Here is a 15,940-nt window from a genome sequence, read left to right on the forward strand (position 1 = left end):
TCACGGCGTGGTCGTTCCCTGACGAACGTATGGTGTCACACTCGTCTAGGCTGTAGCGAACACCCCTCGGGTTCGCCTGATAGGCGCCCAGGATCGGCCAAGGAGGGCCTCAGAGCACCATGACCCCGCGCATCCTCGTCGTCGATGACGACACGGCGCTCGCCGAGATGATCGGCATCGTGCTCCGCGGCGAGGGCTACGAGACCGTCTTCTCGCACGATGGGGCGGAGGCGGTCGGCGCGTTCGAGGAATCCAAGCCCGACCTCGTCCTCCTCGACCTCATGCTGCCGGGCATGGACGGCATCCAGGTGTGTCGCGCGATCCGCGAGACGAGCGGAACGCCCATCATCATGCTCACCGCGAAGTCCGACACAGCGGATGTCGTGCAGGGCCTGGAGAGCGGAGCCGACGACTACGTCGTCAAGCCCTTCAACCCCAAGGAGCTCGTGGCGCGCATCAAGACGCGCCTGCGCCCCTCTCCCGAGGCCGCCGTCTCGACTCTGCCGATCGGTGACCTCGTCATCGACGTCACCGCCCACGAGGTCAAGCGCGGCGACCAGTCGATCTCGCTCACGCCGCTCGAATTCGACCTGCTGCTCGCGCTCGCGATGAAGCCGAACCAGGTGTTCACGCGCGAGATGCTGCTCGAGCAGGTCTGGGGCTACCAGTACAAGGCCGACACGCGCCTGGTCAACGTCCACGTGCAGCGACTGCGCGCGAAGGTCGAGCTCGACCCCGATGAGCCCCGCATCGTCATGACCGTGCGCGGCGTGGGCTACCGGGCCGGCGCCACGCTCTGATCCGATGCCGCCCTTCGACTGGCGCGACTGGCTCGCCCGGGCCAGGAGGCTGTGGCGCACCTCCTTGCAGCTGCGCACGGTCGCGATCACGGTCGCGCTGTCGACGGTCGCGGTCACGATCATCTCTGGCTACATGTCGCTGAGCATCGCCACGAATCTGTACGAGGCACGCAAGCAGCAGGTGCTCGCCGAGGCGCGCCAGGCGACGGCGAGCGCGCAGCAGCTGTTCGACTCATCGGTGACCCAGACGGGCACGATCGACCTCGAGACGGCGAACTCGACCGCTCAGACGACGATCCGCGCCGCGACCTCTAACCCCGGAGGCACGCAGTACGCGATCCTCCGCAGCGAGGGGCAGTCCAGCGCCCAGATCATGCAGTCGGTGACGAGCCGTGAGCTCGACATCTCGGTGATCTCGTCCGAGCTCGAGTCGCAGGTTACGCGGGGGGACGGCTCGGTGTACGCGCAGGCCGTCTCGCTCTCGACCGCCGCGGGCGTCGACCCCGGTATCGTCGTGGGCGGCGCGATCGAGGTGCCGACGGCGGGGCAGTACGAGCTCTACCTCGTCTACAACGTGCGCGACGTGCAGCAGACCCTCGACTTCGTGCAGCAGACGCTCGTCATCGGCTCGCTCCTGCTCGTCCTCACGATCGGCCTCGTGACGTTCTTCGTCGTCCGGCTCGCGATCGCCCCGGTGCGCGTCGCCGCCGACACCGCCGAGAAGCTCGCCGCGGGCCAGCTGGAGGAGCGCATCCCCGAGAAGGGCGAGGACGTGATCGCGACCCTCGCGCGCTCGTTCAACCGCATGGCCGACAGCCTGCAGCGGCAGATCACGCAGCTCGCCGACCTGTCGCGCGTGCAGCAGCGCTTCGTCTCCGACGTCTCGCACGAACTGCGCACCCCGCTCACGACGATCCGCCTCGCGGGCGATGTCCTCTACGACCAGCGCGACCAGTTCGCCCCGGCGACCGCGCGCACCGCCGAACTGCTGCACACGCAGGTCGAGCGCTTCGAGTCGATGCTCGGCGACCTGCTCGAGATGAGCCGATTCGACGCCGGTGCCGCCCAGCTCGATATCGAGCCGACGAACCTCGTGCGCCTCGTGGAGGACTCGCTAGAGGGCATCCGGCCCCTCGCCGAGGAGAAGGGCAGCGAGCTACGGCTCGTGGCGCCGGGCGGCTACTTCGAGGCGGATGCCGATGCGCGCCGCCTGCGCCGCATCCTGCAGAATCTGCTCGGCAACGCCGTCGACCACGGCGAGGGCCGTCCGGTGGTCGTCTACGTCGACTCCGACGCGGACGCCGTCGCGATCGCCGTGCGGGACTACGGCGTCGGCATGAGCGCCGAGGAGCTCGAGCGGGTCTTCGACCGCTTCTGGCGCGCCGACCCCTCCCGTCAGCGATCGACGGGCGGGACGGGGCTCGGGCTCGCGATCGCGACCGAGGACGCGCACCTGCACGGCGGCGCGCTCGACGTGTGGTCGATTGAGGGAGAGGGGTCGTGCTTCCGGCTCACGCTGCCCCGCCGACCGGGCCGGCCGCTCACCGGCTCGCCCATCGATCTGCCGCCGGTCGATCCGCTCGACGCGGCGCTCGCCGAGATCGGGGGAGGCCCCGATGACTGAGCGCCGAGTGCGCGTTCGGCTGCGCCGCCGCTGGGTCGCGCTCGCCGCGGTCGTGCCTGCGCTGCTGCTCGCGGCCTGCGTGCAGGTGCCGTTCAGCGGCCCCGTCCAGCCCGGCGGCGAGGTGGAGGGGAACATCGACGCCGAGTTCGACTTCCTGCCATCGGGTCCCGCTGAAGGAGCGAGCCAGGAGGAGATCCTCGCCGGCTTCCTCGCCGCAACGACCGCGTCGCAGAACAACTACCGCATCGCCAGGCAGTACCTCGCGGAGGACGCGCAGCAGGTGTGGAACCCGTACGCCGGAACGCTCGTCCGCAGCCGCGAGGGCATCGTCGCCCGCGTCGACGACAGCACGCTGTCGTACACGGCCGCGGTGAGCGCCGAGGTCGACGGGCTGGGGCGCTACAGCTCGGCAGGCGAGAGCCCTCAGGAGCTCGCGCCGTTCCGCTTCGTGGAGGAGGAGGGCGAGTGGCGCATCGCCGAGCTGCAGGACGGCATCCTGATCTCGCAGCAGGCCTTCCCCTCCGCCTTCAGCCAGCACTCCGCCTACTACTACGACCCGGCGTTCCAGAACCTCGTCCCCGACCTGCGCTGGTTCCCGACCCGCGCTGAGGTCGCCTCGCGCATCGTGCGGGCCGTGCTCGAGGCGCCGACGAGCTGGCTGGAAGGGGCGGTCGTCTCCGCGGTGCCCGAGGGCGCTGCGCTCGCCGCCCCCGTCACGGTCACGGGCGGCGTGGCTCAGGTCGACCTGACCGACGAAGTTCTGCTCATCGATGATGCGCAGCGCCGGGCGCTCAAGCGTCAGCTCGAGGCGAGCCTGCGCAATGTCTCCAACGTCGCGAGCGTGCAGCTCACGGTCGATCAGAACCCCGTCCAGGTGACGGACGGCCCTCTCGGGCTCGACGTGCCTCCCCAGGTCGACGCGCGCCTGCTGGTCCGCACCGAGGAGAGCTTCGGATTCGTCGGGGCGTCCGGCGTCGAGCCCCTCGGCCTCCTGAGCGAGCGCGTGCTCGATCTTCAGGCGACGGCCGTGACGCTCGGGCCGAGCGGGACCCTCGCGGCGGCGCTCACCGACGCCGGCGTCTGGTCGGTGCGCACGGGGGAGGCCCCCGCTGCGCTGCTCGACGCGCGCGCCGGACTCATCGCCCCGAGCGTCGACGGCTACAGCTTCCTCTGGACCACGACCGCGAGCGGGGCGGGCGGCATCCGGGCGACTGAGCTCAACGGCACGATCCACGCCGTCGAAGCGCCGATCGCGGAGGGGGATCGCGTCGTCTCGATCGACGTGTCGCGCGATGACGCGCGCATGCTCCTGCTTCTCGACGGCGGCAGCGGGCCGCGGCTCGTCGTCGCGGCGATCATCCGCGACGTGCAGTCGAACGTGCCCGTCCGGCTGGGCCGGTTCGAGGAGCTCCCGATCGTCGGAGGCACCCCCATCGACGCCGCCTGGGTCGACGAGGTGAGGGTCGCCGCGCTCGTCTCCGATGTGGACGGTGCGCTCGCGCAGCTGCTCGAGATCGGCGGACGATCGCGCTCGCTCGGACGTCCGGCCGACGCCGTTCAGCTCGTCGGAGGCAATGGCGGGGCGGAGGGTCTGCGAGCCCTCACGGTCGATGGAGTGGTGCTCGAGCCCCGCGGGTCGGGCTGGCAGAGCACGGGCGCGCGCGCCGTGTTCCTCGGCATCCAGCAGTAGCGCCGCTCCTCCCCGCTGGGGTCCACGGCGTCGAATCCCCGACCGCCTGCTCCTCGGCGGCGCGCTCGCCACGCTGCGCGGCACACTCGCCGGATGATCGAACCGCCTCATCCCGTTCGACGCGCGTCGCTTCCGAGCCCTCTGCGCTCCGCGCTCCTCGATGCGGCGGCGCTCATCGCGCCGATCGACTGCGCGGGATGCGGCTCGCCCGACCGCGCTCTGTGCCCAGCCTGCGAGGCGGCGCTGGCCCCCGATATCCGAACAGCGCCCCTCGCAGTCGCACCGGGATGGTCGCTCCCGCTCGTCGCCGGCCTCGCCTACGAGGGAACCGCTCGCGCCGTCGTGCTCGCGCTGAAGGAGGACGGCCGAACCGAGCTCGCTCGTTCGCTGCGAGTGCCGCTGCTCGCTGCGCTCGACCTCGCCTACGCGCGGCCGGAGGCCCGGGGTGCCCTCCTCGTTCCCGTCCCCGGATCGCGCGGCGCGCTCGGCCGCCGCGGATTCCACCCGGTCGATCTCATCGCGCGCCGAGCCGGGCTCGCTACGACGCGGGCGCTCGACATCCGCGGTGAGTCCGGCACGCGCGCGCAGAAGCACAGGTCGCTCGCCGAGCGCACGCGAGAGAGCGCGGAGCCGGTGGTCGTGCGGGGTCTGCGCGGGTGCTCCGTCGTGCTGCTCGACGACGTCGTGACGAGCGGGGCGACCCTGCGCGCCGCGGCGCGCGCGCTCGCGCGAGCGGGCGCCGCGGTCGTGGGCTGCGCCGCGATCGCCGCGACGGATCGCCGGGCGGGGGAGTCGGCCATCCCCTGGACGCTCGCACCGGGTCCGGCGCGCACGGTCAGCACCTCCATAGGCGATGCGGAGGCGACCGCCACCGGCGCGGCGGTGACATTGCGCGCGGGGAGGACTAGCGTGTCGTCATGGAAGGCGTGATCACCGCCTGACCGCAGGCGGCACGCTCAACGGTCAAGGAGGTCGACGTGGACATCAGCATCACGGGTCGGAACATCGGGATCACCGACAGGTTCCGGGACTACGCCACCGAGAAGGCGGAGAAGGTCTCCCACCTCGCCGATCGTGCGCTCGCGCTCGAGATCAAGGTCTCGCGCCACCACGAGAAGGCCGGCGGGCATGTGGGAGACGACCGTGTGGAGATGACCCTCGTCGGGCCCGGGCCGGTGGTGCGGGCCGAATCGGCGGGCAGCGACAAGTACGTGGCCTTCGATCTGGCGATCGACAAGCTCCTGGAACGGCTGAGACGAGCCAAGGACAAGAAGAAGGTGCATCGCGGCCAGCATCGGCCCGTGTCTCTGCGCGAGGCGTCCGCTGATGGGTTCCGGGTCGTCGACATCACCCCCGCCGACGTCGAGACGATCGAGAAGGTCGCGACCGGCCAGCATCCGATCGTCGAGGAGCCGGCGGTCGAGGGCGAGGCGTCGTACTCGCCCGTCGTGGTCCGGCAGAAGGTCTTCCCTGCGGTGTCGATGACGGTCGACGAGGCGGTCGATCAGCTCGAGCTCGTGGGCCACGACTTCTTCCTGTTCATCGACGCCGCGTCCGACCGCCCGAGCGTCGTCTACCGCCGCACCGGCTGGAACTACGGAGTCATCGGTCTCGAGATCGAGCAGGAGGCCCCGGCGAAGAGCCGCCGCCGCGGCTGAGCCGCCGTCGCGGCCGCCGCGTCGCAGGATGCCCGGAGCGCCGGGTGCGTAGCTCGCGCACCCGGCGCTCCCGCGTCCGTCACCGGGCCTCCGCCGAGCGCACCTTGCTAGCATGGGCCCGCCGCACCTCGCGGTGGGCCGCCGCATGTCCGGGAATGATCCGTCGCGGCGACCCCGAGACCTGAGGGCCCCGACTGCGCGGGCTCGATGAGTGGAGTTACCGAAGTGGCGAATGTTCTCGAGCGAGTCCTCCGGGTCGGCGAAGGCCGCATCCTCCGTCGACTGAAGTCGTACGCCGATGCGATCAACCAGCTCGAGGACGACTTCACCGACCTCACGGACGACGAGCTCAAGAACGAGACGGCCGAGCTGCGCGAGCGCTACGGCAACGGCGAGTCGCTCGACGACCTCCTGCCCGAGGCCTTCGCCGCGGTGCGCGAGGCGGCCAAGCGCACGCTCGGGATGCGGCACTTCGATGTGCAGCTCATGGGCGGCGCGGCCCTGCACCTCGGGAACATCGCCGAGATGAAGACCGGTGAGGGCAAGACCCTCGTCGCGACGCTCGCCGCGTATCTCAACGCCATCCCCGCGCGCGGCGTTCACGTCATCACGGTCAACGACTACCTGGCGAGCTACCAGTCCGAGCTCATGGGGCGCATCTTCCGCGCGCTCGGCATGACCACAGGTTGCATCCTCTCCGGCCAGACGCCGGAGGTTCGTCGGCAGCAGTACTCGTGCGACATCACCTACGGCACGAACAACGAGTTCGGCTTCGACTACCTGCGCGACAACATGGCGTGGCAGTCGAGCGACATGGTGCAGCGCGGCCACTTCTTCGCGGTCGTCGACGAGGTCGACTCGATCCTGATCGATGAGGCCCGTACGCCGCTCATCATCTCCGGCCCCTCCTCGGGCGAGGCGAACCGCTGGTTCCAGGAGTTCGCGCGCATCGCGACGCGACTCGTCCCGGGCGAGGACTTCGAGGTCGATGAGAAGAAGCGCACGGTCGGCGTGCTCGAGCCCGGGATCGAGAAGGTCGAGGACTACCTCGGCATCGACAACCTCTACGAGTCGGCGAACACCCCGCTGATCTCCTTCCTCAACAACGCGATCAAGGCGGCGGCGCTCTTCAAGCGCGACAAGGACTACGTCGTCATGAATGGCGAGGTGCTCATCGTCGACGAGCACACCGGTCGCATCCTCGTCGGGCGCCGCTACAACGAGGGAATCCACCAGGCCATCGAGGCCAAGGAGGGCGTCACGGTCAAGGCAGAGAACCAGACGCTCGCGACCGTGACGCTGCAGAACTACTTCCGCCTGTACTCGAAGCTCTCCGGCATGACGGGAACCGCGGAGACCGAGGCCGCGGAGTTCATGAGCACCTACAAGCTCGGCGTGGTCCCCATCCCGACGAACCGGCCCATGCAGCGCATCGACCAGCCCGACCTCGTGTACAAGAACGAGCAGGCGAAGTTCGAGCAGGTGGTCGAGGACATCGTGCGTCGCCACGAGAAGGGCCAGCCCGTCCTCGTCGGCACGACGAGCGTCGAGAAGAGCGAGCTGCTCTCTCGGATGCTGGCCAAGCGCGGCGTGCGCCACGAGGTCCTCAACGCCAAGAACCACGCGCGCGAGGCCGCGATCATCGCGCAGGCGGGCCGCGTCGGCGCCGTCACCGTGGCGACGAACATGGCGGGCCGCGGCACGGACATCATGCTCGGCGGCAACGCCGAGTTCCTCGCCGTCTCCGAGATGAACGGCCGCGGCCTCAGCCCCGTCGACACTCCCGACGAGTACGAGGCGGAGTGGGATGCGGTGTTCGACCGCGTCAAGGAGCAGGTCGCCGTCGAGGCGGAGAAGGTGGTCGCCGCCGGCGGTCTCTACGTCCTCGGCACCGAGCGCCACGAGTCGCGCCGCATCGACAATCAGCTCCGCGGCCGCTCCGGCCGTCAGGGCGACCCCGGCGAGAGCCGCTTCTACCTCTCGTTGCAGGACGACCTCATGCGCCTATTCAACGCCGGTGCCGCGGAGGCCCTCATGGGCCGCTCGAACGTGCCGGACGACCTCGCGATCGAGTCGAAGGTCGTGAGCCGCGCCATCCGGTCGGCGCAGTCGCAGGTCGAGTCGCGCAACGCCGAGATTCGCAAGAACGTGCTTAAGTACGACGATGTCCTCAACCGCCAGCGCGAGGCGATCTACAACGACCGTCGCCACATCCTCGAGGGCGACGATCTGCAGGACCGCGTGCAGACGTTCATCGAGTCGGTCATCACCGAGGTCGTCGACTCGCACACCGCCTCCGGCCACTCCGACGAGTGGGATCTCGACCAGCTCTGGACCGAGCTGAAGACGCTCTACCCCGTCTCGCTCACGATCGATGAGGTCATCAGCGAGGCCGGGACGAAGCTCACGAGCGCCTTCCTCGTTCGGGAACTCGTCTCGGATGCCAAGCTCGCCTACGCCAAGCGCGAGGAGAGCCTCGGTCGCACGGCGACGCGCGAGCTCGAGCGCCGCGTCCTGCTGAGCGTCATCGACCGCCGCTGGCGCGACCACCTCTACGAGATGGACTATCTCAAGGACGGCATCGGCCTGCGCGCCATGGCGCAGCGCGACCCGCTCGTCGAGTACCAGCGCGAGGGCTTCGCTCTCTTCCAGTCGATGATGGGACAGATCCGCGAGGACGCCGTCGGGTTCCTGTTCAACCTCGAGGTCGAGGTCACGGGAGGGAAGGGCACCGCGCAGGTCACGGCGAAGGGCCTCAACGCCCCGCAGACCCCGCAGAACCTCAGCTACACGGCCCCGAGCGCCGACGGCGAGGTGGAGGTGCGCAACCAGCGCGGTCAGCTCCAGCAGGCGGAGACGACGAAGGCGCGCGAATCCGCTCCCGCTGGCACGACCACCGCGCCCGCGGCCGCGCGGGGCGCTGCTCCTGCTCGCCCGGCGGCCGGCGGCGTCGGCGCGTTCGGTCAGCGGACGGACGGCGATGCCGCCGCTCCGGCGAACCGCGCCCAGCGTCGGTCGCAGGGCAAGGGCAAGTAGTCGCGCAGGTCGCGCGCCCCGCGCCGCTGATCAGCGGAGGTCGGAGCGCGCGACCGCGACCGAGGTGCTGCCGAAAAGGACGGCGAGCACCGCGAAGACCGCGCCGGATCCGGCGACCACGGTCGCGGCACCGATGGCGACGGGGATGATCGACTGGCCGAGCCGGTTGCCTGTCAGCCGGGCGGCGAGCGCCGTGGCGCGCAGCCGGTCCGGAGCGGATCGTGAGACCCACGCCTTCGTCACGGGCTGGCCGATCCCGAGAACGACTCCGATGACGGCCATGAGCACGATCGCCGTCCACGCCGACCACGTCGGAGCCATGAGGACGAGCGCCGACGCGCCGATCCCGCACGCGCCCACGAGCAGCGGCCGACGCCCGAGACGCCGAACGAGCGGACCGATGCCGACGCGCACCGCGAACGAGAGCCCCGCCCGGATCGCGAGCAGGATGCTCACGAACGCGACCGACCACCCGCGGTCGGCGCCGATGGCCGGAAGGTGGACCGTGAGCACATCGGTCGCGGTGAGCACGATGGCGCTGGCCCAGAGCGCCTTTCCCATGTGCGGTGCTCGCAGCACCATGAGGATCCACTCCGGACCGTCGGGCGCGGGTTCGGCCGCTCTCGCCGCACCCGCGCCACCGGGATGATGGGGAAGGCGGGTCGCGGCGATGGCCGCCGCTGCGCACAGGCCGCCGGCGAGTAGGAAGGTCGGGGTGGTGCCGAACCGGTCGTCCGGCGCCGCGAGGTCGAGCGCGATGACGAGCTCGGCGAGCCCCCCCCCGGCGACGAACGGTCCGAGCATCTGTCCGAGCGAGATGGTCGCTCCGAAGGGGCCGAACCGAGCATCCGCCGCCTCGGAGGGGCCCGCATGCGCGACGATGGCCTGCAGTGTGACGACGGCGAAGATCAGGCCGAGACCGAGCAGCGCATGGGCGGCGACGAGCTGGGGGATCGAGGCGGCGATCGCGTGCGCGGCCGCGGCTCCCGCCATGAGGGCGATGCCGCCGATGGTCGTCCCGCGCGCGCCGCGACGGTCGACACGCCGGCCCACGGGGATGGCGATGAGGATCGAGAGGGCTCCGAAGGCGAAGGCGACGAGTCCGAGCTGCTCGACCGAGGCATCGGGGCCGAGCGCGCGATAGGAGGCCATGGGGCGCGACGCGTGCTGAGCGAACTGGACGAGCAGGGCGACGGCGAGCGCGAGGACGACCGTGGGGCGCGCCGCCATCGAAGCCTGCCGTCCATCGGTCGTGATCGGCGCCGTGCGCGACCGAAGCTGAGCGAGACGTCGTCTTGCTCAGACGCTGGGCCGTTGGAGGACGTCGGGTCAATCGAGGTGGCGCGGCGGTGCCCGACCGTGCGGTTCTCAGAGCACGTGGATGGCGCTCGCCCGCCAGCGGCGGTCGAGCCCTTCCAGTCGAACGGCGACGGCGCGCGACCGCGCGCGGGAGTTGACCACGACGACGGCCTCGATGATGCCGTCGCGGGGCTCGCAGATGATCGTGGAGCCGAGGGCGAACGCCGGCCGCACCGCCGGGCGGCCGCGCGCGGCCCGGGCGCGTGCGGAGATGACCTGGCGCTTCAGCAGGGTGGAGTACACGTCATCAGTGACCCAGCGGGCGATCTGCTCTAGTTCTCGCGCTCCGGCGAGGATCTCGATGACGCACCGCGTGAGGTTCTCGACGAGGGGCCGCGGGTCGGGCAGATCGGCGGTGGAGGTCGGCTGGTAGTCGAAGAACTCCTCGTGCGCGATGCGGGCGTGGACGGTGCGACCGGATCGGGAGCGAGCGCGGGGCGCGACGGATTCGTCGCGGTCTGCGTCGATGGCGGGGGACTCCGCAGGTGCGGCGGCAGAGCTCATTCCGACTCCTCATTCTCCGAGGGATCCAGGGGTGCCGCTCGCAGCGCGGGTGGCAGACCGTTGCGTTCACCCCCCGTTCGGGGGGCTGGATCACTCAAGCAGAATGATTTCTCAGTGTCCAGGGGGTGGCGCGAACTGTGGAGAACCGTGTCGTGATCGTCGGAGGGCGTGGCTAGCGTCGCCGCATGCGCTGGGACCATCTTTTCGACGACCTCGCCGCGCAGCTCGAGCACGAGCTGCGCGCGGAGGAGGCCGACCTGGAGCATGAGGAGGAGCGTCTGCGCCTCGGGCGTCTCGCGATCCGCGACCGCATCGCGGCGCTGCAGCGCGCGGCCGATCCCGGGGCGCGGCGCGTCCGCTACCGGTCACGATCCGGTGAGGTGCACTCCCTGCGTCCTCTGACGGTCGGACGTGACTGGATGGCTGGCGACCTCGACGACCGGTCGGGAACGCAGGGTGTGGTGCCGTTCTCGGCTATCGAGGCGCTTCTGATCGACCGCGCGCATGTCGCCGAGTCCCTCGCCGCGAGCCCGGAGGCACCCATCCTCGCAGCGCGGCTCGGCATCGCCTTCCTGCTGCGCGATCTCTGCCGGCGCCGGACCCCCCTGACGGTCGAGACGACCACCACGAGCGTCACCGGCACGATCGATCGCGTCGGGCGCGACCACTTCGACGTCGCCGTGCACGAGCTCGACACGCCCCGACGCGAGCGGGACGTCGATCACGTCCGCGTGATCGCGCTCGATCAGGTGCTCGTGCTGCGTCTCTGATCGGGGAAGATCTCGGCGACGTCGGCGTACTCCGCTTCGTGCCAAAGGGCGAGGCGACGGCTCTCGTCGTACTTGTCCGAAATGAATGACTCCAGAACGGCATGCTCGACCCGCCACTGACCGATCGACCCGAGCCGGATCGCCGGCAGCTCACCCGAGCGAACGAGGGCGAGCACTTCGGCCGCCGTGAGGCTGAGCACCTCCGCGACATCGGTGAGGGTCAGGAAACGCCCCATCGAGTCTCCGGTCGGGTCAGGCATGCACCGATCTTCGCATCACCGTCCGAGTGCGCGCCGAAGTGTGGATAACTGCGCTCGCCAGCCGCGGGCATTGCTCATCATCGTTCGCGTCTACCCGGGCGGCGCGCAGTCCGAGCCCGCCGCCCCTTCACGAGGAGCCCCATGAGCCAGCGCGATCGCGACGACCGCCCCGCCCGACGCCGCGCGCCCGACCCGCGGCTCCTCATCGGTCTCGCGCTCGTGGTGGCCTCGATCGCGGGAGTGGTGGGCATCGTCGCCGCGAACGATGACGGGAGCGAGGTCTACGTCGCCCCTCGTCTGCTCACCGCGGGCGAGCTCATCACCTCCGACGATCTCGAGGTGCGTCGAGTGTCGTTGGGCGCGGATGTGTCGACGTACATCGCGATCGGCACGCTCCCCGAGGCGGGCGTGGTGGTCGCGCGCACGATCGGCGAGGGCGAGCTCGTCCCGCTCGGAGCGGTCGGGGATGAGCGAGGTCCGTCGACTACGACGATCGTCGTCGCGCTCACGACTCCTCTGGGTGCGACGGTGCGCCCCGGGGATCAGCTCGATCTGTGGGGATCGCCTCTGGAGGAGGCCGGGCGGTTCGGAGCCCCCGTCGTGATCAGCTCCGCCGCGCAGCTCGTGCGGGAGGTCGCCGAGGAGGGGCTCGTGGCGGGAGCGCAGGCGGCGCGCGTGGAGCTGCTCGTCCCCCGACGGGACGTCGCACGGATCCTGCATGCTCTTGCGAACGGCGACGCCCTCGCCGCTGTTCCCGTCTCGCTCGCGGTCGGCCGCTGACGTGCGAGTCGCCCTCGCCCTCCCCGGCCCGATCTCGGATGTGGTCGAGCTCGAGCTGCTGCGGGCCGGTCACCGCATCGCCTGGAGGGCGGAGGATCGAGAATCGCTCCTCACGCAGCTCGCGGAGTGCGTCCCTGACGTCGTCCTCGTCGCCGACGACCCTGCGGTCGCGACCACGGAGGTCGTGGGAGCGTGCGATCTCCTCGGCGTCCGCACCTGTCTGGTGCGGGCGGACGAGGCCGTCTCGGCGACCGCCCGACTGCTCGGAGTGCACGACATCCTCCGGGTCCTGCCCGAGGCGCCCATCGACCTGAGAGTGCTCGCGCCGCCCTTCGACGCCCTCGATGGGGGCATCGCCGATGCCGCAGGCGTCCCCCCGGGGCTCGCGGCGGCACCCTCCTCCTCGCCGCCGGTCGGCCCGGATCCGCATTCGGCGACGGCACCGGGTCGGGCACCCGCTCCCGAGACGCCGTCTGATCCGGGTGGTGGGGCTCTGCCTCCCCACCGCATCGACCCCGCGGCTTCGCCGATCGATGCTGACGTCGGCCGCCGACGGACCCCGCGCGAGCCGGGAGCGAGCCGTCGCTGGCCGTGGGTCCGCCCGCCTCGATCGGAGCCCGCGCCCGTGGAGCGCGTCGTTGCGCGCCATGATGGCGTGCTCGACGGAAGGCAGGACATCGAGCGGCCGGACCGCACGACGGGTGTCGCCGCCGCGCCGCCGCAGCGCGTCGTCGCGATCTGGGGCCCCGCCGGCGCCCCGGGTCGCACGACGCTCGCGATCTCCCTGGCCGCGGAGCTCGCGGCCCGAGGACATCGGGTCTGCCTCGTGGATGCCGACACCTATGGAGGCACAGTCGCTCCTGCGCTCGGCCTGCTCGATGAGGCGCCGGGCTTCGCAGCCGCATGCCGGCTCGCCGGTTCGGATTCGCTCACCGAGGCCGAGCTCGATCGCATCGCCCTGACCTACGGGGGCACTGCTGCGCCTTTCCGCGTTCTCACCGGCATCGGTCGACCGCATCGTTGGCCGGAGCTGTCGCGCGACCGCGTCGCTCGCGCTCTCGAAGCCGCGCGTCGGTGGAACGACGTCGTCGTCGTCGACACCGGCTTCAACCTCGAGACCGACGAGGAGGTCTCGAGCGACATGCTCGCCCCGCGCCGGAACGCCGCCACGATCGCGGCGCTCCGCGCCGCCGACGAGGTCGTCGCCGTCGGCGCCGCTGACCCGGTGGGGCTCGCGCGCCTGCTGCGAACCCACGCGGATCTGCTCGAGACGGTGACGACCGATCGCGTGCACGTCGTCGCGAACCGGGTGCGAGGGAGCGTGCTCGGCATCGACCCGGCCGGTCAGGTGCGGCAGACGCTCGACCGCTTCGGCGGCATCGTCGATCCGATCCTCGTCGCCGATGACCCGAGCGCGGCGGACGCAGCGCTGCTGAGCGCCCGCACGGTGCTCGATGTCGCCCCGCGCTCGGCTCTGCGTCAGGGCGCAGCCGCTCTCACCGATCGGCTCGGCTTCGGCGCAGCCACCGCCCGGAGCCGCTCAGGGGCGGCGACCCGCGGGCGGGGGATGCTCCGGCGAACGGGGTAGCCTTTCCGGGTGTCGACCCTCTCCGATCTCGTTCACGAGCATGCGGCTCTGAGCGACGCCGACATCGAGTGGCTCCACCTCCTCATCGCCGAGGGTCAGCTGCTCGCCGACCTCGCCTTCGCCGACATCGTGCTGTGGGTGCCGACCACCGCGGGTGGCTTCGTCGCCGTCGCGCACGCTCGGCCCTCGAGCTCGGCGACGCTCTTCTACCGCGACTTCGTGGGCCAGGAGATCAAGCCCGAGTGGCGCCGGCAGGTCACCCAGGCCTTCGAGTCGGCAAAGATCGTCGACTCGAGCGCGCCCGACTGGTACGAGGAGACTCCCACCAGAGTGCGGGCGGTTCCCGTCGTGCGGCGGCTGTCGCCGGGCGGCAAGGCCGTGAGCGAGCATCCCATCGCGGTCACGACGCGCCACACCAACTTGAGCGAAGCGCGCATGCCGAGCCGCCAGGAGCTCACCTTCAACGAGTGCGCCAACGATCTTTTCGAGATGATCGCGAGCGCCGACTTCCCCGACATGGCGGCGCCGAGCGGGCCGCGACGTGGCGCGCCGCGCGCCTCGGACGGCCTGATCCGGCTCGACGTCGACGGCATGGTCACCTTCGCGAGCCCCAACGGTCTGAGCGCCTTCAACCGAATGGGATTCGCGGGCGAGCTCGAGGGCGAGTCGCTCGCCGACGTCACGACGCGCCTCCTGCACGGAAAGCTCGTCGTCGACGAGTCGCTGCCGCTCGTGGTCACGGGTCGCGCGCCGTGGCGCACCGATATCGACGCCCGTGGCGTGACGGTGAGCCTGCGGGCGATCCCGCTCCGGCTCGGCGGCGTGCGGATCGGCGCGATCGTGCTCGTGCGCGACGTCACCGAGGTGCGCCACCAGGAGCGCGAGCTCATCACCAAGGACGCGACGATCCGCGAGATCCATCACCGGGTGAAGAACAATCTGCAGACCGTCGCCTCGCTGCTGCGCATCCAAGCCCGCAGGACCCACAGCGAGGGGGCGAGGGATGCCCTGACGCAGGCCATGCGTCGCGTCGCGGCCATCGCCGTCGTGCACGACACCCTCTCGGAGGGCCTCAGTCAGAACGTCGACTTCGACGAGGTGTTCGCGCGCGTGCTCATGCTCATCGCCGAGGTCGCCTCGAGCCACAACACGGTCGTGCGGCCGAAGTCGACGGGCAGCTTCGGCACTCTGCCGAGCGAGTACGCGACGCCTCTCGCGCTCGCCCTCACGGAGCTCGTCACGAATGCCGTAGAGCACGGTCTCGTCGGCCGCAGCGACGGTGAGGTCGAGATCGTCGCGAGCCGCACCGACGACAGACTCGCGGTCAAGGTCCGCGACAACGGGGGAGGGCTTCCGGAGGGCAAGGTCGGCTCGGGTCTCGGCACGCAGATCGTGCGCACGCTCATCCAGGGCGAGCTCGGCGGCACGATCGACTGGCACACGCTCGAGGGGGAGGGCACCGAGGTCACGATCGAGGTGCCGCTGCTCTACCTCAAGCGCCGAGCCTGATCGCGAATCGCGTCAGCACGACGGCGAGCACCGCGCGGAGGGCAGAAGAACGCCCCGCCTCCGCGCGATGCTCGCAGCGACGACGGGGCGGTCGGTGCGGAGCTACGAGGCGCGTCGTGCGCGAGCGGCACGGCGCTTGAGGGCGCGGCGCTCGTCCTCGCTGAGACCGCCCCAGACGCCCGAGTCCTGATTGGTCTCGAGGGCGTACTGCAGGCACGTCTCGGTAACCGAGCAGCGACCGCACACCGTCTTGGCCTTCTCGATCTGGTCGACCGCTGGGCCGGTGTTGCCGACCGGGAAGAACAGCTCGGGGTCAGCGGTGAGGCAGGCTGCCTTGTCACGCCAGTCCATGGGACAGTGCT

14 protein-coding genes are annotated in these 15,940 nt (G+C 70.8%); 10 read left to right on the forward strand and 4 right to left on the reverse strand.

All coding sequences use genetic code 11. From position 1 onward, the window contains the following. The first annotated feature begins 119 nt into the window (after positions 1-119). The 6 genes from mtrA to secA all read left to right on the forward strand — a co-directional run bounded on the left by mtrA (position 120) and on the right by secA (position 8,808). Positions 120-800, forward strand: coding sequence for an MtrAB system response regulator MtrA (gene mtrA / locus FHX53_RS00100; RefSeq protein ID WP_182489054.1), 681 nt, complete (start codon positions 120-122; stop codon positions 798-800). A gap of 4 nt (positions 801-804) precedes the next feature. Beyond that, positions 805-2,424 (forward strand): MtrAB system histidine kinase MtrB, encoded by a 1,620-nt coding sequence (mtrB, locus tag FHX53_RS00105; protein WP_182489056.1) that lies wholly within the window; start codon positions 805-807, stop codon positions 2,422-2,424. Continuing rightward, positions 2,417-4,114 carry an LpqB family beta-propeller domain-containing protein gene (locus FHX53_RS00110; RefSeq protein WP_182489057.1) on the forward strand — a complete coding sequence of 566 codons (1,698 nt, stop codon included), beginning with the start codon at positions 2,417-2,419 and terminating at the stop codon, positions 4,112-4,114. Before mtrB ends, FHX53_RS00110 begins: the two co-directional genes overlap by 8 nt. A 93-nt stretch (positions 4,115-4,207) precedes the next feature. Beyond that, positions 4,208-5,044, forward strand: coding sequence for a ComF family protein (locus FHX53_RS00115; protein ID WP_182489059.1), 837 nt, complete (start codon positions 4,208-4,210; stop codon positions 5,042-5,044). A gap of 47 nt (positions 5,045-5,091) precedes the next feature. After that, positions 5,092-5,772 (forward strand): ribosome hibernation-promoting factor, HPF/YfiA family, encoded by a 681-nt coding sequence (hpf, locus tag FHX53_RS00120; RefSeq protein ID WP_182489062.1) that lies wholly within the window; start codon positions 5,092-5,094, stop codon positions 5,770-5,772. Between the two features lie 225 nt (positions 5,773-5,997). Beyond that, positions 5,998-8,808: a preprotein translocase subunit SecA gene (secA, locus tag FHX53_RS00125; RefSeq protein ID WP_182489064.1), complete on the forward strand. Its 2,811-nt coding sequence runs from the start codon at positions 5,998-6,000 to the stop codon at positions 8,806-8,808. A 30-nt stretch (positions 8,809-8,838) separates the two neighbouring features. On the opposite strand, the gene FHX53_RS00130 is transcribed toward secA, so the two are convergent. Both FHX53_RS00130 and FHX53_RS00135 read right to left on the reverse strand, forming a co-directional pair. Next, positions 8,839-10,038 carry an MFS transporter gene (locus FHX53_RS00130; RefSeq protein ID WP_182489066.1) on the reverse strand — a complete coding sequence of 400 codons (1,200 nt, stop codon included), beginning with the start codon at positions 10,036-10,038 and terminating at the stop codon, positions 8,839-8,841. Positions 10,039-10,176: 138 nt separating this feature from the next. Beyond that, positions 10,177-10,671, reverse strand: a complete 495-nt coding sequence (locus tag FHX53_RS00135; RefSeq protein WP_220476060.1) for an Rv3235 family protein — start codon at positions 10,669-10,671, stop codon at positions 10,177-10,179. A gap of 185 nt (positions 10,672-10,856) precedes the next feature. Here FHX53_RS00135 and FHX53_RS00140 point away from each other — a divergent pair, with 185 nt between their 5' ends. Further along, positions 10,857-11,441 (forward strand): hypothetical protein, encoded by a 585-nt coding sequence (locus FHX53_RS00140; RefSeq protein WP_182489068.1) that lies wholly within the window; start codon positions 10,857-10,859, stop codon positions 11,439-11,441. Here FHX53_RS00140 and FHX53_RS00145 read toward each other — a convergent pair. Further along, complete coding sequence (locus FHX53_RS00145) at positions 11,417-11,701, reverse strand: helix-turn-helix domain-containing protein (RefSeq protein WP_343050703.1); 285 nt, start codon at positions 11,699-11,701, stop codon at positions 11,417-11,419. The two genes, FHX53_RS00140 and FHX53_RS00145, sit on opposite strands and share 25 nt — an antisense overlap. A 141-nt stretch (positions 11,702-11,842) precedes the next feature. Here FHX53_RS00145 and FHX53_RS00150 point away from each other — a divergent pair, with 141 nt between their 5' ends. From FHX53_RS00150 to FHX53_RS00160, 3 genes are read left to right on the forward strand one after another with little or no spacing between them, the layout of a single operon-like run. Further along, positions 11,843-12,481: a CpaB family protein gene (locus FHX53_RS00150; RefSeq protein WP_182489070.1), complete on the forward strand. Its 639-nt coding sequence runs from the start codon at positions 11,843-11,845 to the stop codon at positions 12,479-12,481. Continuing rightward, positions 12,420-14,069: a CpaE/TadZ family protein gene (locus tag FHX53_RS00155; RefSeq protein ID WP_182489072.1), complete on the forward strand. Its 1,650-nt coding sequence runs from the start codon at positions 12,420-12,422 to the stop codon at positions 14,067-14,069. Before FHX53_RS00150 ends, FHX53_RS00155 begins: the two co-directional genes overlap by 62 nt. Before the next feature lie 9 nt (positions 14,070-14,078). Next, on the forward strand, positions 14,079-15,578 hold the full coding sequence (locus FHX53_RS00160) for a histidine kinase N-terminal domain-containing protein (protein ID WP_182489074.1): 1,500 nt from the start codon (positions 14,079-14,081) through the stop codon (positions 15,576-15,578). A 102-nt stretch (positions 15,579-15,680) separates the two neighbouring features. Here the strand turns inward: FHX53_RS00160 and FHX53_RS00165 are convergent, their stop codons facing one another. After that, the gene (locus tag FHX53_RS00165; RefSeq protein ID WP_055859575.1) at positions 15,681-15,929 is read right to left on the reverse strand and encodes a WhiB family transcriptional regulator; all 249 of its coding nucleotides are present in this window, start codon (positions 15,927-15,929) and stop codon (positions 15,681-15,683) included. Positions 15,930-15,940 lie beyond the last annotated feature (11 nt).

Origin of the sequence: Microcella alkalica, assembly GCF_014137945.1 — a bacterium.
Taxonomy (GTDB): domain Bacteria; phylum Actinomycetota; class Actinomycetes; order Actinomycetales; family Microbacteriaceae; genus Microcella; species Microcella alkalica.

What these genes read in the sequence shown, in the direction of transcription:
- FHX53_RS00110 (WP_182489057.1), top strand. Translation starts at nt 2,417, where the DNA reads ATGACTGAGCGCCGAGTGCGCGTTCGGCTGCGCCGCCGCTGGGTCGCG.
- FHX53_RS00115 (WP_182489059.1), top strand. Translation starts at nt 4,208, where the DNA reads ATGATCGAACCGCCTCATCCCGTTCGACGCGCGTCGCTTCCGAGCCCT.
- FHX53_RS00165 (WP_055859575.1), bottom strand. Translation starts at nt 15,929, where the DNA reads ATGGACTGGCGTGACAAGGCAGCCTGCCTCACCGCTGACCCCGAGCTG.
- FHX53_RS00135 (WP_220476060.1), bottom strand. Translation starts at nt 10,671, where the DNA reads ATGAGCTCTGCCGCCGCACCTGCGGAGTCCCCCGCCATCGACGCAGAC.
- FHX53_RS00150 (WP_182489070.1), top strand. Translation starts at nt 11,843, where the DNA reads ATGAGCCAGCGCGATCGCGACGACCGCCCCGCCCGACGCCGCGCGCCC.
- mtrA (WP_182489054.1), top strand. Translation starts at nt 120, where the DNA reads ATGACCCCGCGCATCCTCGTCGTCGATGACGACACGGCGCTCGCCGAG.
- FHX53_RS00140 (WP_182489068.1), top strand. Translation starts at nt 10,857, where the DNA reads ATGCGCTGGGACCATCTTTTCGACGACCTCGCCGCGCAGCTCGAGCAC.
- FHX53_RS00145 (WP_343050703.1), bottom strand. Translation starts at nt 11,701, where the DNA reads ATGCCTGACCCGACCGGAGACTCGATGGGGCGTTTCCTGACCCTCACC.
- mtrB (WP_182489056.1), top strand. Translation starts at nt 805, where the DNA reads ATGCCGCCCTTCGACTGGCGCGACTGGCTCGCCCGGGCCAGGAGGCTG.
- FHX53_RS00130 (WP_182489066.1), bottom strand. Translation starts at nt 10,038, where the DNA reads ATGGCGGCGCGCCCCACGGTCGTCCTCGCGCTCGCCGTCGCCCTGCTC.
- FHX53_RS00155 (WP_182489072.1), top strand. Translation starts at nt 12,420, where the DNA reads ATGCTCTTGCGAACGGCGACGCCCTCGCCGCTGTTCCCGTCTCGCTCG.